At 41.5% G+C, this 17,416-nt stretch carries 15 protein-coding genes, 9 tRNA genes and 1 pseudogene; 16 read left to right on the forward strand and 9 right to left on the reverse strand.

The window, feature by feature from the left end; all coding sequences use genetic code 11:
* Positions 1 to 332 precede the first annotated feature (332 nt).
* The 3 genes and pseudogenes from VCASEI_RS01685 (at position 333) to VCASEI_RS01695 (ending at position 2,829) form a co-directional block, all read left to right on the forward strand.
* Positions 333 to 1,067: a metal ABC transporter ATP-binding protein gene (locus VCASEI_RS01685; RefSeq protein WP_086959295.1), complete on the forward strand. Its 735-nt coding sequence runs from the start codon at positions 333 to 335 to the stop codon at positions 1,065 to 1,067.
* Positions 1,068 to 1,111: 44 nt separating this feature from the next.
* Positions 1,112 to 1,951 (forward strand): annotated as a pseudogene (locus VCASEI_RS01690) (metal ABC transporter permease).
* The gene (locus VCASEI_RS01695; RefSeq protein WP_086959293.1) at positions 1,951 to 2,829 is read left to right on the forward strand and encodes a metal ABC transporter substrate-binding protein; all 879 of its coding nucleotides are present in this window, start codon (positions 1,951 to 1,953) and stop codon (positions 2,827 to 2,829) included. Before VCASEI_RS01690 ends, VCASEI_RS01695 begins: the two are co-directional and overlap by 1 nt.
* A gap of 98 nt (positions 2,830 to 2,927) precedes the next feature.
* On the opposite strand, the gene frdD is transcribed toward VCASEI_RS01695, so the two are convergent.
* Genes frdD through frdA form a run of 4 tightly spaced genes read right to left on the reverse strand, consistent with a single transcriptional unit; the run spans position 2,928 to position 6,266 of the window.
* Positions 2,928 to 3,290 (reverse strand): fumarate reductase subunit FrdD, encoded by a 363-nt coding sequence (frdD, locus tag VCASEI_RS19550; RefSeq protein WP_086959291.1) that lies wholly within the window; start codon positions 3,288 to 3,290, stop codon positions 2,928 to 2,930.
* Between the two features lie 9 nt (positions 3,291 to 3,299).
* A complete protein-coding gene (gene frdC, locus VCASEI_RS19555) occupies positions 3,300 to 3,683 on the reverse strand; it encodes a fumarate reductase subunit FrdC (RefSeq protein ID WP_086959289.1) in 384 nt (127 codons plus the stop codon).
* A 1-nt stretch (position 3,684) separates the two neighbouring features.
* Entirely contained in the window at positions 3,685 to 4,431 is a 747-nt protein-coding gene (locus VCASEI_RS01705; protein ID WP_086959287.1) for a succinate dehydrogenase/fumarate reductase iron-sulfur subunit, read from the reverse strand.
* Positions 4,432 to 4,433: 2 nt separating this feature from the next.
* On the reverse strand, positions 4,434 to 6,266 hold the full coding sequence (gene frdA, locus VCASEI_RS01710; RefSeq protein ID WP_086959285.1) for a fumarate reductase (quinol) flavoprotein subunit: 1,833 nt from the start codon (positions 6,264 to 6,266) through the stop codon (positions 4,434 to 4,436).
* A gap of 357 nt (positions 6,267 to 6,623) precedes the next feature.
* On the opposite strand from frdA, the gene VCASEI_RS01715 reads away from it, so the two are divergent.
* Together VCASEI_RS01715 and epmA are read left to right on the forward strand one after the other, a co-directional pair.
* Positions 6,624 to 7,364, forward strand: a complete 741-nt coding sequence (locus VCASEI_RS01715; protein ID WP_089110322.1) for a hypothetical protein — start codon at positions 6,624 to 6,626, stop codon at positions 7,362 to 7,364.
* A gap of 164 nt (positions 7,365 to 7,528) precedes the next feature.
* Complete coding sequence (gene epmA / locus VCASEI_RS01720) at positions 7,529 to 8,497, forward strand: elongation factor P--(R)-beta-lysine ligase (RefSeq protein WP_086959281.1); 969 nt, start codon at positions 7,529 to 7,531, stop codon at positions 8,495 to 8,497.
* Positions 8,498 to 8,519: 22 nt separating this feature from the next.
* Here the strand turns inward: epmA and VCASEI_RS01725 are convergent, their stop codons facing one another.
* From VCASEI_RS01725 to rsgA, 4 genes are all read right to left on the reverse strand, one after another.
* Entirely contained in the window at positions 8,520 to 9,410 is an 891-nt protein-coding gene (locus VCASEI_RS01725) for a DMT family transporter (RefSeq protein ID WP_086959279.1), read from the reverse strand.
* Positions 9,411 to 9,441: 31 nt separating this feature from the next.
* Positions 9,442 to 10,155 carry a glycerophosphodiester phosphodiesterase gene (locus VCASEI_RS01730; RefSeq protein WP_086959277.1) on the reverse strand — a complete coding sequence of 238 codons (714 nt, stop codon included), beginning with the start codon at positions 10,153 to 10,155 and terminating at the stop codon, positions 9,442 to 9,444.
* A 157-nt stretch (positions 10,156 to 10,312) separates the two neighbouring features.
* The gene (gene asd, locus VCASEI_RS01735) at positions 10,313 to 11,227 is read right to left on the reverse strand and encodes an archaetidylserine decarboxylase (protein ID WP_089110339.1); all 915 of its coding nucleotides are present in this window, start codon (positions 11,225 to 11,227) and stop codon (positions 10,313 to 10,315) included.
* Between the two features lie 121 nt (positions 11,228 to 11,348).
* Positions 11,349 to 12,401 (reverse strand): small ribosomal subunit biogenesis GTPase RsgA, encoded by a 1,053-nt coding sequence (gene rsgA, locus VCASEI_RS01740; protein ID WP_086959275.1) that lies wholly within the window; start codon positions 12,399 to 12,401, stop codon positions 11,349 to 11,351.
* 105 nt (positions 12,402 to 12,506) lie between these two features.
* Here rsgA and orn point away from each other — a divergent pair, with 105 nt between their 5' ends.
* The 10 genes from orn (at position 12,507) to VCASEI_RS01790 (ending at position 14,802) form a co-directional block, all read left to right on the forward strand.
* On the forward strand, positions 12,507 to 13,064 hold the full coding sequence (orn, locus tag VCASEI_RS01745) for an oligoribonuclease (RefSeq protein ID WP_086959273.1): 558 nt from the start codon (positions 12,507 to 12,509) through the stop codon (positions 13,062 to 13,064).
* A 174-nt stretch (positions 13,065 to 13,238) separates the two neighbouring features.
* A tRNA-Gly gene (locus tag VCASEI_RS01750) sits at positions 13,239 to 13,314 on the forward strand.
* Between the two features lie 65 nt (positions 13,315 to 13,379).
* Positions 13,380 to 13,456, forward strand: a tRNA-Met gene (locus VCASEI_RS01755).
* 127 nt (positions 13,457 to 13,583) lie between these two features.
* A tRNA-Gly gene (locus VCASEI_RS01760) sits at positions 13,584 to 13,659 on the forward strand.
* A gap of 168 nt (positions 13,660 to 13,827) precedes the next feature.
* A tRNA-Met gene (locus tag VCASEI_RS01765) sits at positions 13,828 to 13,904 on the forward strand.
* A 128-nt stretch (positions 13,905 to 14,032) separates the two neighbouring features.
* Positions 14,033 to 14,108, forward strand: a tRNA-Gly gene (locus tag VCASEI_RS01770).
* 65 nt (positions 14,109 to 14,173) lie between these two features.
* Positions 14,174 to 14,250 (forward strand) — tRNA-Met (locus VCASEI_RS01775).
* Between the two features lie 130 nt (positions 14,251 to 14,380).
* Positions 14,381 to 14,456, forward strand: a tRNA-Gly gene (locus VCASEI_RS01780).
* A 65-nt stretch (positions 14,457 to 14,521) separates the two neighbouring features.
* Positions 14,522 to 14,598: transfer RNA gene (locus VCASEI_RS01785), tRNA-Met, on the forward strand.
* A gap of 128 nt (positions 14,599 to 14,726) precedes the next feature.
* A tRNA-Gly gene (locus VCASEI_RS01790) sits at positions 14,727 to 14,802 on the forward strand.
* A 707-nt stretch (positions 14,803 to 15,509) separates the two neighbouring features.
* On the opposite strand, the gene queG is transcribed toward VCASEI_RS01790, so the two are convergent.
* The gene (queG, locus tag VCASEI_RS01795; protein WP_086962938.1) at positions 15,510 to 16,628 is read right to left on the reverse strand and encodes a tRNA epoxyqueuosine(34) reductase QueG; all 1,119 of its coding nucleotides are present in this window, start codon (positions 16,626 to 16,628) and stop codon (positions 15,510 to 15,512) included.
* Between the two features lie 295 nt (positions 16,629 to 16,923).
* Here queG and tsaE point away from each other — a divergent pair, with 295 nt between their 5' ends.
* On the forward strand, positions 16,924 to 17,388 hold the full coding sequence (tsaE, locus tag VCASEI_RS01800; protein WP_086962946.1) for a tRNA (adenosine(37)-N6)-threonylcarbamoyltransferase complex ATPase subunit type 1 TsaE: 465 nt from the start codon (positions 16,924 to 16,926) through the stop codon (positions 17,386 to 17,388).
* Positions 17,389 to 17,416: the final 28 nt, after the last annotated feature.

Raw genomic sequence — 17,416 nt, forward strand, 5'->3', positions numbered from 1 at the left:
TATAGATCTAAGTAAAAACCGAAGAAAACTCTTTACGCCGACTGGTGAAATAACCTGTCAATAATAAATGAAAGAGGAGAGGTATTTCATATGGTTTGATAGATTGCCTTTTAAGCATGAAATAATCACCTTCAATTATCCTTTACTATCATATAAATGTTATGTTGTAACATATCCATTACATGTAGCAAAGTGTGTTTAATTATGAAAGTCTCTGCAAGTTCTCGCGTTAACACTTCAGCTACCAACCATTCAAGTATGAACCGAGTGCTAAGAACCCTCTTGCTTTTAGTTATTCTGTGGAGTGCGGTGCATTGGGCAGGACAGCTTTTATGATTCATTTAAAGAACTTAGTCATTGGATATGAAAAACAACCTTTAGTGAAAGAAATGAATGGTTGCTTTCAATCCGGAAGTTTAACTGCGGTCATGGGGCTCAATGGAACCGGGAAATCAACGTTATTGAGGACAATTGCTCAAGTACAAAAGCCTCTTGAGGGGTATATTCATTTTCCGGGCTTTAAAGAAATGACGATGTCTTGGCTCCCGCAATTGGCAGAAGTTGATCGCTCTTTTCCGATCCAAGTGATGGATGTTGTTTCAATGGGCTGCTGGCCTAAGCTAAGCCTGTTTAGGGCTCTCAAAGCAACTCACTATCATCGTGTTCATCTCGCAATGGAGCAGGTTGGAATTTTAGATTTAGCCAATAAGACGATTGATCAACTATCTGGTGGGCAATTTCAGCGCATGCTGTTTGCACGAATGTTGGTGGAAAATAGTGACGTTATGCTGATGGATGAGCCGTTTGTTGGGATAGATACTAAAACGAGAGATGTTTTACTGAATTTGATCATGGAGTTACATCAAGCCGGGAAAACAATTATTGCCGTGTTACACCAGACCGATATTGTTCATCGTTATTTTTCTGATCTTTTGTTACTGAAAGAAGAAGACGTTTTATGGGGAAAGACTGAAAAAATACTGCCTCATTTCCACGATTCGTTCCGGTGGGCTGAACCACATTTGATGGTAAATGAAAAAATAAAACTAAGCATTGTTGAGGCATGAGTATGACATTACATGTATGGGATGCTTTTGTTCAATTTGGCTTTATGCGCCGTTCATTAGTGGCTTGCCTATCACTATCATTAAGCTTGGCTCCTTTAGGCGTTTTTTTATTATTACGTAGAATGAGTCTTATTGGTGATGCACTGTCACATGCTGTACTGCAGGGTGTCGCCATTGGCTATTTATTCGCAGGTATGTCTTTGCTGGCAATGGGGTTAGGTGGTTTCATTGCGGGCCTTTGTATAGCACTTATTTCCAGTTGGATAAGCTCTGCAACAAAATTACATGAAGACTCAGCATTCGCAGGTTTATATCTAGGTTTATTGGCATTAGGGGTAACGCTTGTCTCATTACATAGTAATGGGGTGGATTTGTTGCATTTATTATTTGGTTCACTCCTCGCCGTCAATTCTAGTGCACTGATTTTTATCGGTATGATTAGTTCTGTCAGCCTACTCATTTTAGCTGTTTTTTAGCGAGCGATCGTATTTGAGTCTTTTAATTCCTCATTTTTAAAAGTGAGTTCAAGTCGATTCCCCATTCTTATTCATGTCTTATTTATGGCGTTGGTTGTGATGAGTCTTGTCGCCGGATTTCAAGTGTTAGGTACGTTAATGACAGTGGGACTCATGATGCTGCCTGCGATTTCAGCACGCTGTTGGACAAATAGCTTACCGAGAATGTTGTTCATTTCAGTTATTGTCGGAATTTTTAGCTCAATTTTAGGTTTAAGTTGGTCTTGGTACCAATCTATCTCTGCAGGCCCTGCGATTGTTCTCGTCGCAACTTTATTCTTTTTATTTTCAGTTTTTTTCGGTTCTCAATATGGAATCTTTTCTGTTTATAAAATGTTTATCCCCAACGCAATTAAGAAGGAAATATGATGAAAAGTTGGACTAAAGGTGTTGTTACATTACTGCTAATTTCAAGTCAGGCTGCTTTTGCTGGAACAGTCAAAACGGTGGCAAGTTTTTCGGTGTTAGCCGATATTGTTAAGCAAGTCGGTGGTGAACATGTGGAAGTCGCTTCATTAGTCGGCCCTGGTGGTGATCCCCATACATTTGAACCAACGCCTCAAGATAGCGTCTTACTCAAAGGTTCTGATGTGGTTTTTGTTAGTGGGCTAGGTTTAGAAGGTTGGATGGAACGATTAGTCCAAGCTTCTGGTTATCAAGGTAAAGTCATTGTTGCATCAGAGGGCATCTCCACGCGTAAAATGGATGAGGATGGAGAAATCATTACTGACCCTCATGCTTGGAATAGCGCTAAGAATGGTGAGCAATATGCACGAAATGTGATGGAGGCATTAATTGACGCTTCTCCGGAAGATGCGGATTATTTCCGTCAACATGGGCAGGCATACATTAATAAACTAGAGAAATTAAATCGCTGGGCTAAAAAGTCATTTGCTGGTATTCCACAAGAAAAGAGGAAAGTATTAACCAGTCATGATGCATTTGGTTACTTTGGTCAAGAATATGGGGTGGAATTTTTATCTCCAGTTGGTTTCTCAACAGAATCGGAAGCCAGTGCCAACCAAGTTGCTAAGCTTATTCAGCAGATTAAACAGCGAGGTATCCAAGCTTATTTTATTGAGAATCAAACTGACCCAAGATTGGTTGAACAAATAGCAAAAGCGACCGGCGCTAAAGCAGGTGGAGAACTGTATCCAGAATCGTTAACTGAATCGGATGGTGAAGCTGCAACCTACATTGATGCATTTACCCATAACGTTAATATCATGCTCGACAGTATGAAGTAAGTTAAGCGTTTTTCGTTCCTATAAAAATGGATCGCTGATGAGTCAGCGGCCCATTTTTATTGCGGCCAGTAAATCGGCCGCTACTCAAACTGTGTTTCCTACAGTAAGAAAATAAACACAATCGCTAACACACTGACTAATGCGGCAAATGCGTAACAAGCAATCTTGCCGATTAGACCTGTGTGGAATTTAAGATCGTGCATACCGTGGTGAACACGGTGCATGGCATGCCACATTGGCAGTGCAATAGAGGCGATTAAAAATAATGCACCGATAAAGCTACTAGCAAAAGTATGGGCTCTTAAGAAGTTAAACGTACCTAAATCAAATATACCGAACGGCATTAAGATACCAAGTACTAAAATAGTAACAGGCGTTATCATGGCGAACCATGTGCCACCTGCGCCAAATAAAGACCACCAAATTGGTTCGTCAGAACGTCTTGGGTTGGGATTAATCATGTCTATCTCCTAAACCAAAGCCAATACAAACAATGAGATCACAGTAACTGCGCCCCATTGTGCGGCAATAATTACTTTCGGACTCAGTAGTTTACCTTTCACGCGGATCGGCATTACTTGCGGCATCATGCTAAAAAAGGTAGCAGCGTGAAATAGGCTACCAGCAAGTGCAACGATGTTTATCGCAACTACGACAGGACTCTGCATAAAGTGTTGCCATTCTATCCATGCATGTGGGCCTTTCACCAAACTTGCAAGGCCACAAAGTAGAAACAATGTGAACAAGATAAGGGGTATAACGGTGGCTTCGCGAACCATGTAAAAGCGGTAGAACGGATGTTTGCTCCACCAAGCACGCTCCATAGTTCGTACATAAGGCTTACGTTTACTCATCCTAGATCTCCTCAGACTTAAACATAGAGATAACGAAATCCATTGAAGATTCCACTTTTCCTTGGTTGACAGCAGCAGCAGGGTCGACGTGCTTTGGACAAACTTTTGAACAAAATCCGACAAAAGTACAACCCCAAGCGCCGTTGTCACTATTGATTAGTTTCATGCGTTCGGCTTTACCGTGATCACGGTTGTCAAGGTTATAACGATGCGCAAGAGTTAAAGCCGCTGGGCCGATAAATTCAGGGTTTAAACCAAACTGAGGACAAGCTGCGTAACACAGTCCACAGTTGATGCAGTTGGCAAATTGCTTGTACTTTTCCATCTGCGCTGGCGTTTGCTTGTTGGTACCATCTTCAGGTTTACGATTATTACCGATGATGTAAGGTTTGATAGCTTCTAGACGCTCAATGAATGGCGTCATATCGACGATCAAATCTTTTTCAATGGGGAAGTTGGCTAAAGGTTCAATTGTGACGCCAGTTGGGTAGTCACGCATGAAACTTTTACACGCCAGCTTTGGCACATTATCGACCATGATGCCGCACGAACCACAAATTGCCATACGGCAAGACCAGCGGTAAGACAGGTTTTTATCCAAGTGATCTTTGATATAACCAATCGCATCTAAGATCGAGGTGGTGTCATCACAAGGCACCTCAAAGGTTTGTAAGTAGGGCGCGTCATCCACTTCTGGGTTGTAACGCGTCATGTGAACTTTTTGATTTCTTGTTTGAGTCGCAGACATGGCTATTTCTCCTGCGCTTGTTGTTCACCGGCTTCTTTGGCGGCAGCTTCTTCAGCTGCTGCGCCGTATAGCCTAGCTTTTGGTTGAGATTTTGTGATTTTTACAGGGCTATAATCGATAATGGGAGCCGCATCTTCTTGATAGAAAGAAAGCGTATGCTTCAAGAAGTTTTCATCATCACGAGTGGTGCAACCTTCGTCTAAGCGTTGGTGTGCTCCACGAGATTCGGTGCGGCGGATTGCCGATTGTGCCATTGCTTCTGCCACATCAAGGCCGTAGCCAATTTCAATCGCATATAAAAGGTCAGTGTTGAACACTTGTCCTTTATCTTGAATGCTGATTTTTTTGTAGCGAGCTTTCAGTTCAGTCAGTTTATCTATGGTGGCTTGCATTAAATCTTCTTGACGGTAAATACCACAACCGGCTTCCATTGAGTGGCCCATTTCAGTTCGAATGTCTGACCAACTTTCGTCGCCTTCCTGATTCATTAATGCATCAATACGTGCTTTAACTGCGTTAACTTGAGCATTAATATTCTCTTCATTCCAGCCTTTGAATTCTTTAGCGCGTTCGGCGGCATGTTCACCCGCTACGCGGCCAAAAACGACAAACTCAGCTAATGAATTTGAACCTAAACGGTTAGCACCATGTAAGCCTACGGACGCACATTCACCGACGGCGAATAAGCCTTTAATGCGAGTTTCACATTGGCCGTTGGTTTCAATACCGCCCATAGTGTAGTGAACCGTTGGGCGAATTGGGATTGGCTCTTTGGCAGGGTCAACGTTGACGTAAGCTTTGGCTAGTTCACAAATAAACGGTAGGCGTTCATTTAGATATTCTTCACCTAAATGACGTAAATCGAGCATTACTACATCACCAAGAGGGTGTTTGATGGTGTTGCCTTTTTGCTGTTCATGCCAGAAAGCTTGAGATACTTTGTCACGCGGGCCAAGCTCCATGTATTTGTTCTTAGGCTCGCCGACGGGAGTCTCAGGGCCCATGCCGTAATCTTGCAAGTAACGGTAACCATCTTTATTGACGATAATACCGCCTTCACCACGACAACCTTCGGTCATTAAAATGCCTGTGCCTGGTAAACCTGTTGGATGATATTGCACAAATTCCATGTCACGTAGCGGTGCGCCATGACGGTACGCCATTGCCATGCCATCGCCAGTCACAATACCGCCATTGGTGTTGGTGTGGTAAACACGGCCCGCGCCACCCGTAGCAAGTACCACTGATTTTGCTTTAATCGCAACTAACTCGCCTTCAGACATGTGGATCGCAACAATGCCTTGTGCTTCTTTTGCGTCGTCTTCGCCGTCGAGCCCTTCATTATTAACTAAGAGGTCAACCACGAAGTACTCATCAAAGCGTTTGATGTTTGGATATTTGATCGAAGTTTGGAAAAGGGTGTGCAGCATGTGGAAGCCAGTTTTATCGGCGGCAAACCAAGTACGTTCTATTTTCATACCACCAAAACGACGTACGTTCACATCGCCATTTTCTTTACGACTCCAAGGGCAACCCCATTGCTCCATTTGGATCATTTCGCGAGTAGAATTCGCAACGAAATATTCAACAACATCCTGTTCACATAGCCAGTCACCACCACCAACGGTATCGTTGAAGTGATTATCTAAGCTGTCTTCTTCCTTGATAACTGCCGCTGAACCGCCTTCGGCAGCAACCGTATGTGAACGCATTGGATACACTTTTGAAATTAGTGCTACTTCAAGTTCAGGGTTTGCTTCTGCTGCCGCAATTGCAGTACGTAAGCCAGCGCCGCCAGCTCCGATGACTGCGATATCTGTGGTTATGACTTTCACAGTTATCCTCCAGTATGTAGGTGTGCCGATAAAGTATTGATTTAATAAGCACGATTGGAAAAGGTTTTAGTTATAAATTTTTTTCTTCTCCAGTTTAAAGAACAATTTCTCTTAATAAATTGATCTAACCGATATTAAACGTCGATTTACTATCCTTTAGTGGTATTTGTTTTTATTGTGAAATGAAAAGATGTTTCTTTTACCGGTTTGGCTTTTACAATAAGAAGCAAATAACGTTCTATCATTTTAAGTACGGTAATAAACGAAGGATCAATATGAATAATTTTCATGCTAAAGGACTATGGTTAGGTTTATTGAGCTGCTTGATCGTGTCACCCACATACGCGGTAGAAGGCCATGATGCCTCTGATAACGCCCCCCCTTATTCAAAGCAAGGATAAGAATGAATCTCTGCAAGATGGAGAACGTGAAAAGGAAAAAAATAAACTAGCGGAAGACCCTACGAAAGTGGTTACACAGGTTGGAGCAAGTTATGGTGGGGATAAATTAAAGTTTTCAGGTTCGTTGAGTTTAGGCGCGGTCAATAAGATCAATGCGTCAGTAGATGCTGATGGAGAAGAGTGGCGCCTCGGTGGTTCTTGGTTATTTGATGTTGGTATTGTTAATGTCAACTTCGGTAAAAAAGAGTTTGATGATGGTTCGAGCCAAAATAACTACAGTATTGGTACTTTTATGCCACTGAGTTATTTTGGTTTTACACCATGGGGGACTCAGGTTTTTATCATGGGAGGGTATACCTACAATGATGGAGAGGTTGTTTGTTATAGCAATGAAGAATGTGGAACGGATAATGTTGATTTTAATGATTTAGCTGATGGGATTATGTATGTTCCTAATTCCAGCTCTTCAGGTTACTTAGGTACTTTTGCTTTAAAACCATTGACGGATAAATGGCGCTTATTAGGTGTTGCTGCGGGGTCATTGGGATCGAATGATTACCATGGTTATATATTTGCTTTAGGGACAGGATACAGTATTACCAAACGTCAATCTGTTGCTGCCTATGGTTTCGTGCAAGACAATAGTTACGGTCATGATGAGCAATTAGGTATCGTTTATAAATACCAGTTTAACTAATGGATTCATCTGCTATCGTTTTTAGCATATGAGCACAACATATATTAATGGAATAGCCTCGGTGATTTTGAGTATGCATCGGGGTTATTTTTTAGAACCGGTTCTTGGTTATCGTTATCACTTTCATTAAACTAGTTTTCTGATTTTTTATCTTCGAGTTTCTTATGCAGCAGTGGCAACCTTCAGCTTCAATTCCTCATCTCCAACAGCGAGCAAAGTTGATACAACAAATCCGTGCATTTTTTGCTAGTAGAAATGTGCTTGAAGTCGATACGCCAGCCATGAGCCATGCGACGGTGACCGATGTTCATCTGTATACCTTTAAAACTGAATTCATCGGTCCGGATTTCGCACATGGTCAACCCGTCTTTTTGATGACTAGCCCTGAATTTCACATGAAACGCTTGTTGGCTGCTGGTAGTGGTTGTATTTATCAAATCAATAAAGCCTTTCGTAATGAAGAAAATGGCCGTTATCACAACCCTGAATTTACGATGTTGGAATGGTATCGAGTCGGTTTTGATCACCATGATCTGATGACTGAAATGGATGCGTTACTGCAACAGATTTTATCGTGCCAACCATGCGAAAAGATGACCTACCAACAAGCATTCTTGCAAGTGTTACAAGTGTGTCCACTAGAAGGGAGTATGCAGCAGTTGAAGCAAGTGGCAACTACCCTTGGTTTAGCGGATATTGCAGAACCTGAACAAGACAGAGATACGTTGCTGCAATTGTTATTCAGTATTGGTATTGAGCCGTACATAGGGAAAAACGTGCCAGTAATGGTTTATGATTTTCCAGCCTCACAAGCTGCTTTAGCTAAAATTAACCAAAATGATGAGCGTGTTGCAGACCGATTTGAGGTTTATTTTAAAGGTATTGAGTTAGCCAATGGTTTTCATGAATTAGATGATGCTAAAGAGCAATTAGTTCGTTTTGAAAGCGATAATAAACAACGTGTCGAGATGGGGTTATTACCTCAGCCGATTGATCATCATTTGATTGCTGCGCTTGAAGCCGGTTTACCGCAATGTGCGGGGGTCGCATTGGGTATTGATCGCTTAATTATGCTCGCGATCGACTGTGATCATATTGATCAAGTGACCGCATTTGCCTTTCCTCGAGCATAGTTTATATATCCATAGATATGCATTAAATAGCGACCAATACGCCTGTTCCAGTAACCGCCAACAGTGCGCCGAGCCAAGCAAAAGGAGAAGGGCGTTTTTTTGTGTAGATCCAAAGCAAAGGTAAAATCATGATGGGTGTGGTGGCCGATAATAATGCCACCATGCCGACATTACCTTTTTGTAAGGCGTATAAAATCAATGTCATACCTACCGCCATCGCAAGAAAACCATTGACGGCGGTTACCCCTAGAATCTTCCAATTGATGGCTTGTAGTGGCTTGGCAATCTTCGCCCCTGACGCTCTTAGAGTAAGGTGAGCAATGAATGCGGTAATCATCCGAATGGCTGATGCGGCTACTGGATCAATCGACGTTTGCATGATGGGTTTGGCAATGATGCCACCCATGGCTTGGCACAAAGCGGCAAGTAGACCTAAGCAAATCGCAATATGTAACTTTCCTTGTACGGTTTCCCAGGTATGTTGATTGGCTTGTTTGCGGCCAAAAAAGATCGCGATGACCACACCAGAAAAAACTAGAATGGCTCCTAATAATTCAAGAGCACTTAGGGTTTCATGAAATAACCAATAGCCGAGTATTGCCGAAAAAACAGCATGACAAGAAAAAAGCAACCCTGCCATGCGAGGTCCCATGCGGTTCATACAAGCAAATAAAGCCGTATCACCGATGAAGATACCAATTAAGCCAGATAGAGCCATTGGGATAATATGGCTAGATTCTATCGTTGCCCAACCACCAATAAACCATGCCATGCTAGTCAGCATGATTGCCGTACACCCCATGCGCCAACGGCTATAAGCAAATGAGCCTAAATGCCGGGCAGGCACGACTGAAATTAAGCTGGAAATAGCCCATAAAGCGGCGGCGGCTAAAGCAAACCATTCATAGGACATTTATTTTTACTCTTTGAATACTAAGTAGGGGTTATTGCCATACAAAGTGAGGCGGTTGTGGGTAATATTCAATGGCTTGAGCGGGGCAGTCGCAAAAGACACCATCCACACCTATTTCGTTGAGCCATTGCCAGTCTTCAGGTTGATTGACGGTATAAACATAAACACTGAGCTCTAATTGTTTAGCGTGGCGTACATAGTCTTCATCGATGATGTCTAAATCTAAATTAATGCTGGTGGCCCCCAATGTTTTTGCAAATAAAGATTTATCTATGCCTTTGGAGGCCGATAGTGCGCCAATTAACCATTGGGGCTGTTCTTCTTTTAATTGCTTTAACCAGTCATGATTAAACGAAGAAACAATTAGCTGTTCTAGTTGAAAATGACAAACTTCTAAAGCGAAGTGTAAATGCTGGTACAGCAGGTCATGATTATTAATGCCTTTCAATTCGATGTTTAAGGCGCACTTTCCATCTATTTGTCTTAGTACTTCGATTAACGTTGGAATGGCTTCCGTTTTAGCGACTTTCACTTGTTTCAGTTTTTCAGCACTCAGCCAGCTTAGTTTGCCTATGTGATCCGTTGTGCGATTTAGCCACTTATCGTGGAATACCCAGAGTTGCCCATCATGTTCATGCACGTCTATTTCAATTGCTTTTGCACCCATGTCCATTGCGGCTTGGATGGCAACGAGCGTATTTTCTGGGTGGGTGGAGCGAGCGCCACGGTGAGCAATGATAAGCATAATAAACCACACTTTTAAGTCTTTGATAATCGATAGTAGTAGAAGTGAAGAGGGTTTGGCTAGTGAGATTTTCTAATGCGGAGTACAAATATTGTGGGATATAAAAAAGGATGGCAATCATAGATAGCCATCCTCCTAAATACACTCAATGTGAAAATTATTGCTCGCTTAATTGCGCGGAAGTTTTTGTTTTATCAGAGTGTAAAGTATCAGCTTTTAATTGGTGCGCATAAGGCGTCCTAAGTACGGTTACTTCACCCTCTTCCATACTTGAATCAAAGCGAATTTGGTTTTTAGCGAATAGATTAATAACCGTTGAGCCAAGTTTAAAACGGCCCATTTCTTCGCCTTTTTTGAGTCGAATGGCTTTTTCGCCTTTCGTGTCATAATTCCAACGGTGTACGGAAGAGCCTGTTGGCGGGGTAATGGTGCCGTCCCATACCACCTCAATACTGCCAACGATAGTGGCACCGACAAGCACTTGAGCCATTGGGCCAAATTCAGTATCGAAAATACACACCACACGTTCATTACGCGCAAAAAGATTTGGTACGTTCGCGGCGGTTAATGGGTTAACCGAGAAAAGATCGCCTGGCACATAAATCATTTGGCGAAGGATACCATCACATGGCATATGAACACGGTGATAATCGCGAGGTGAAAGATATAAGGTTGCAAATTCACCATCGATGAACTCATCCGCTAAGGCTTTATCGCCACCTAATAATTCTTTCGCTGAAAAATCATGTCCTTTTGCTTGAATTAAGCGACCATTTTCAATCGGACCAAACTGGCTGGTGCGAGCATCAGCAGGATGAACAATGACACTATTCCCTTCAGTAATAGGGCGTACGCCTTCTTTTAATTCACGAACAAAAAATTCGTTAAAGCTATTAAAGTAAGCAGGATCGGAATGAACAGCATCATCCATATTGACGTTATATTGCTTGATGAACCAGCGAATAAAGGCGGTCGTGAGGCTGCCCATTTTGGCTGAGGCCAATTTACCCATCAAACGAGTTAAACCATGTTGTGGGATCCAATATTGCAGAGTCACTTTCATTTTATCTATCACGTGAATATCCGTTTTTGTTGAACATTTCGCACAAAGCGACGAAAAGGGTCGCTGATTTTACTCAAAAGTGAATTCATTGTCAGCTTTTGAATGTGTATATCTAAAACCCTTGGATAGCTTATAAATCTTTCTTATTTTTAGAAAATTGTCGGTTAGCTTTGTTTTCGCCCATACTGTCGATGATGCGATGATAGTTTTCAAAGCGTACGCGAGGGATGTCACCTTTTTCGACGGCCTCACGGAGTAAGCAGCCAGGGTCATCATTATGTTTACAATCACGGAATTTACATCCTCCAAGGTAAGGACGAAATTCAATAAAAGCTTGGGTCACTTCATCGGCTTCTAGGTGCCATAAACCAAATTCGCGCACTCCAGGAGAGTCAATTAAATCACCGCCTTTAGGGAAATGATATAACCGCGCTGTCGTCGTTGTATGTTGACCTAAACCTGAGTTTTCAGAGACATCACCTTCCAATACTTTTACTTCAGGCATTAAGGCATTTACTAAACTGGATTTACCCACGCCAGATTGGCCAACGAAAATACTTAATCGATCTTTTAAAGCATCTTGCAGCTCCGATAAACCATCTTCAGTTTCTCGGCTTACAAACAAAACATCATAACCAATGGTTTTATAATGACTTAACGCTTGTTGATATTGCGCTTCTTCACCGGTAGGAATAAGGTCAGTTTTATTTAATACAATCAATGGTGCAATATGCAAGGTTTCAGCCGCAATCAGATAACGGTCGATAATGTTTAATGATAGCTCTGGCAAGACAGAAGAAACGATCACCATCTGGTTGACATTAGAAGCAACGGGTTTCACCCCATCGTAGTAATCTGGACGCACCAATACTGAGCTACGAGGTTCTACTGCTTCGACTACACCAGAAATACCGGCCATGGATTCAAGACCCGGCCGCCAAATTACACGATCACCAGATACCAAACTCTCGATGCCTCGGCGTAAATTACATCGTTGAATTTCACCGGTTTCTAAGTCTTCAATATCAGCATGTTGACCAAAGCGAGAAATGACTAAGCCTTTTTGCATGCCACCCAACATGTTTTCATCCCATTGGATTGAATCTTCTTGGGCTAAACGCTTTTTTTGATTGGTTCGAACTCGGCGAACTTGGCCTTTCGTGAGTTTTTGCTTTTTTGCCACAGGTTATATTTATTCCCTATTGGATATTCTAAATTCACACAGAGTGTGTTTTTCAATATAAGGGGAGTATGATACCTCTTTTCTGAATAAAAAAGGCAAAGATCTATGTCATTAAATGCGTCTTTCAATGACCAAAACCTTATTTGGGTTGATTTGGAAATGACAGGGCTTGATCCTGAAACCCATAAAATAATTGAAATAGCGTCGATTGTTACTGATAGTGAATTGAACATTCTGGCTGAAGGGCCTGTATTGGCCATTCATCAATCAGAAGAAGAACTTGCTAAGATGGATGATTGGTGTACCAACACTCATACCAATAGTGGCTTGGTGAAACGAGTACAAGACAGTACTATTACTGAAGATGATGCGGTGACTCAAACGATAGCTTTTCTTGAAAAGTGGGTGCCTAAAGGTCAATCACCGATTTGTGGTAACAGTATTGGGCAAGATCGTCGTTTCTTATACAAACACATGCCAACATTAGAAGAATATTTTCATTATCGTTATGTTGACGTGAGCACGATTAAAGAGCTAACTCGTCGCTGGCAACCAGAGTTACTGGATGGATTTTCAAAAACAGGCAGTCACCTAGCTTTGGATGATATTCGTGAATCGATTGCTGAACTAAAATATTATCGAGCTTCGGTGTTTAAAATTTAGCTCTTTTTCGGTTATAAGCGTTGTCGTGTTTCTTTTTCAATCAGTTGAAGCGTTATTTTGATTTTTTTTCAAACTAACACTTGCATCAAAAAAAAATGCTCTTATAATTCGCAGCCCTGAACAACGGAAGACGTTCAGGTTAATGAGTTCTAGAAATAACTAGGTTCATATGCTGCGACACTAGCTCAGCTGGTAGAGCGCAACCTTGCCAAGGTTGAGGTCACGAGTTCGAGCCTCGTGTGTCGCTCCAATTTCTTGTTTAATTGAGAGGTTGGAAAGGTAAAGTTATCATTGTACTTAACAATGACATCCGGACGCGGGATGGAGCAGTTTGGTAGCTCGTCGGGCTCATAACCCGAAGGTCGTAGGTTCAAATCCTGCTCCCGCAACCACATTAAAAGATGTTATGAACACGCTAGCTCATCGGGCCAGCACTTCATAAAATCGGCGAAGGACGTAGATTTAAACCTGCTTCTGGAACCACATTAAAATGAATGGCTAAATTTAGCGGTTTATTACGCGACACTAGCTCAGCTGGTAGAGCGCAACCTTGCCAAGGTTGAGGTCACGAGTTCGAGCCTCGTGTGTCGCTCCAATTTAGAATACGAAACATGAGTGCACTTATGGCAAAGTGCAACCTAGTCAAGGTTGAGGTCACGCCTAAACCTTGAAGATCGGGAGCCTCGTGTGTCGCTCCAATTTCTTGTTTAATTGAGAGGTTGGAAAGGTAAAGTTATCATTGTACTTAACAATGACATCCGGACGCGGGATGGAGCAGTTTGGTAGCTCGTCGGGCTCATAACCCGAAGGTCGTAGGTTCAAATCCTGCTCCCGCAACCACATTAAAAGATGTTATGAATAGGTTAGCTCGTCGGGCTCAGCACTTCATAAAATCGGCGAAGGACGTAGGTTTAAACCTGCTTCTGGAACCACATTAAAATAAATGGCTAAATTTAGCGGTTTATTACGCGACACTAGCTCAGCTGGTAGAGCGCAACCTTGCCAAGGTTGAGGTCACGAGTTCGAGCCTCGTGTGTCGCTCCAATTTCTTACTTAATCGAGAAGTTGGAAAGGTAAAGTTTTCATTGTACTTAACAATGACATCCGGACGCGGGATGGAGCAGTTTGGTAGCTCGTCGGGCTCATAACCCGAAGGTCGTAGGTTCAAATCCTGCTCCCGCAACCACATTAAAAGATGTTATGAATAGGTTAGCTCGTCGGGCTCAGCACTTCATAAAATCGGCGAAGGATGTAGGTTTAAATCCTACTTCTGGAACCAACATTAAAATAAATGGCTAAATTTAGTGGTTTATTACGCGACACTAGCTCAGCTGGTAGAGCGCAACCTTGCCAAGGTTGAGGTCACGAGTTCGAGCCTCGTGTGTCGCTCCAATTTCTTGTTTAATCGAGCAGTTGGAAAGGTAAAGTTTTCATTGTACTTAACAATGACATCCGGACGCGGGATGGAGCAGTTTGGTAGCTCGTCGGGCTCATAACCCGAAGGTCGTAGGTTCAAATCCTGCTCCCGCAACCACATTAAAAGATGTTATGAACACGCTAGCTCGTCGGGCTCAGCACTTCATAAAATCGGCGAAGGACGTAGGTTTAAAGCTGCTTCTGGAACCACATTAAAATAAATGGCTAAATTTAGCGGTTTATTACGCGACACTAGCTCAGCTGGTAGAGCGCAACCTTGCCAAGGTTGAGGTCACGAGTTCGAGCCTCGTGTGTCGCTCCAAATTAGAATACGAAACATGAGTGCACTTATGGCAAAGTGCAACCTAGTTAAGGTTGAAGTTACGCCTAAACTTTGTCTCTTTCTTAAAAGAGAATCGGGAATCTTGTGTAGCGATAAAAAATAAAAAACGATCTCATTGGAGATCGTTTTTTATTCTCTGCAATATATGATAAACCCTATGATTACGGTTAACTTAAAATCTAGGTGTGATGATTCTTAAAATATAAATTCAGTTTTGACTGGATTTCTGCTCTTTGAATACTAAGATTTATATCTTGAAGCATTATGTTGCTTCGAATCGATACTCTGCTAGTGATAACATTCCTTGTATATATACCGTCTACTGCATGATGGTTGTATATATTTCCAGGAAATAAACTATTTATCTACATATTTATCCACAGACTATATTTTGTGGATAAGTTGGTGTGTAAGTTGTTTTTTAGTTGTAGTAAAGCAGTACTTTGGATGGATCTATTCGTTTTTATATTATTTAAACAAAAGGTTTAATTTTATCTAAGGTATTGTTTTTACTTTGCTTTATTTTATTCCTGTATAAAAAAACAGGGGTATAAAAGGATCTTTATTTGATTTTTACTTGATCTTTATCATTTATTTTGAATGTGTTTAACTTTTTGTTACGCCCTGTCACATCGTTAATTTTGTCACTTTTTCCACATATCAATAATTTTTGGAGATTCATATCACTAAGCATCCCTTGGTAAGCCTTTTCCTATAATTCTAACTAAACGTTCTAGTTTAGTATTTCGTTCTAAATTTTTGTGTTTATTGCGTTGTTCTGATAAAGCCCAGTGTATATGTATATCAAGTACATTGGATATACCTAAGCGAGACTCAAGGACTTTTATAATGCTTTCTGAAAAAGGAGCATTGCCAAGCGCTACGGCAATATTTCGAAGCCACTGCTGATGCCCAATTCTGCGTATAGCAGAGCCTTCCATATTTTTTAAAAAATCAGGTTCATTCCACTGGAATAAAGATATTAAGCTAGCATCTTGAAAAATATCTTTACGATGAAATGCTTCTTGCGTTGTGACATCTGCTTCTCTATTCCATGGGCACACTAACTGGCAATCATCACAACCATATATTCTATTGCCCATCTTCGAGCGTAAGTTTTCAGGAATAATGCCATTAAACTCGATAGTCAGGTATGAGATGCATAAGCGGGCATCAATTACGCCTTCTTCGACAATCGCATTGGTTGGGCATGAGGTCATACAAGCTGTGCATTTCCCACATTGATTGGTTTGAGGCAGATCGATTGGCAGAGGGATATCAACTAAGAGCTCTCCTAAAAAAAACCATGATCCTGCTTCTTTATCTAAAATTAAAGAATGTTTACCAGCCCAGCCTAATCCAGCTTTTTGAGCTAACGGTCTTTCTAAGATAGGGGCGGAATCAACAAAAGGACGATAGCCTAATTGTCCAACTTCTTGCTCTATCTTCTGTCCTAATTTCTTTAATTGATTTCGGATTAATTTATGATAATCACGACCTAAGGAGTAGCGGCTAATGTAGGCTTGATTTGGATCAGAAAGGTTGGATGCAAATTGTGCTTCTGGAGGAAGGTAATCCATGCGAACACTGATTACTCTAATGGTACCTGGGTGCAGTTCTGCTGGACGAGCTCGCATCATGCCATGTCTCGCCATCCAATCCATTTCACCATGGTAGCCAGCATCAAGCCAACGTTGCAGTTGGGCTTCATGATCACTGAGATCAATATCGGTAATTCCAACTTTCTGAAACCCTAGCTCTTGTCCCCAGATTTTTATATTGTCAGCGAGTTCATTGTAGTTCATGTTGAATTGGCTATTTTAGGCATAAAGAATAGACTAAATTCTAGCATGAGTTAGGAGTATGCTTCGATTAGAATTGAATGATGATAGATAAATTTGAGGTGATTTGACGTCATTTATATATTATTTTGACACTTTATTTAGAATTTAGCGTCAATATGTAGAATAATAGGGCGTTTGAGATCTTGTCTCTTTAAAGTAAGTCAGTTTACTATCGTGATTTATCGCTTTTGATATTGAACGCGATAGGCACTTTATGCTAATCAACAATGTTTTTGTTATGGGTAACAACAATCTTATGAGTACAAAGCAAGCAATTTTAATCGATGAAATCGCCACTATTCACCTTGGCACTCAGCTTGCTAATCTATGCTCTCAGCAAACAACAATCTATCTTCATGGTGATTTAGGGGCAGGGAAGACAACATTCAGTCGTGGTTTTGTTCGCGCTCTGGGGCATGTCGGTAATGTTAAAAGCCCAACCTATACGTTAGTTGAACCTTATCAATTGGATAAGTGGCAGGTTTATCATTTTGATTTATATCGTCTGGCTGATCCTGAAGAATTAGAATACATGGGTATTCGTGATTATTTTACGGCTGATGCTATCTGTTTGGTTGAGTGGCCAGAAAAAGGAGTTGGGATGCTACCAGATCCCGATCTTGATATTGAGCTACGCTATTTAGAAACACAAAGACAAGTATTGATCACTGCAAATAGTGAATATGGACAAGCGTTATTAAATAAATTGGAGTTGTGTTGAAATATTTTCATTTGAGAGCAGTGTATTT

This window comes from Vibrio casei, from assembly GCF_002218025.2.
Classification (GTDB): Bacteria; Pseudomonadota; Gammaproteobacteria; order Enterobacterales; family Vibrionaceae; genus Vibrio; species Vibrio casei.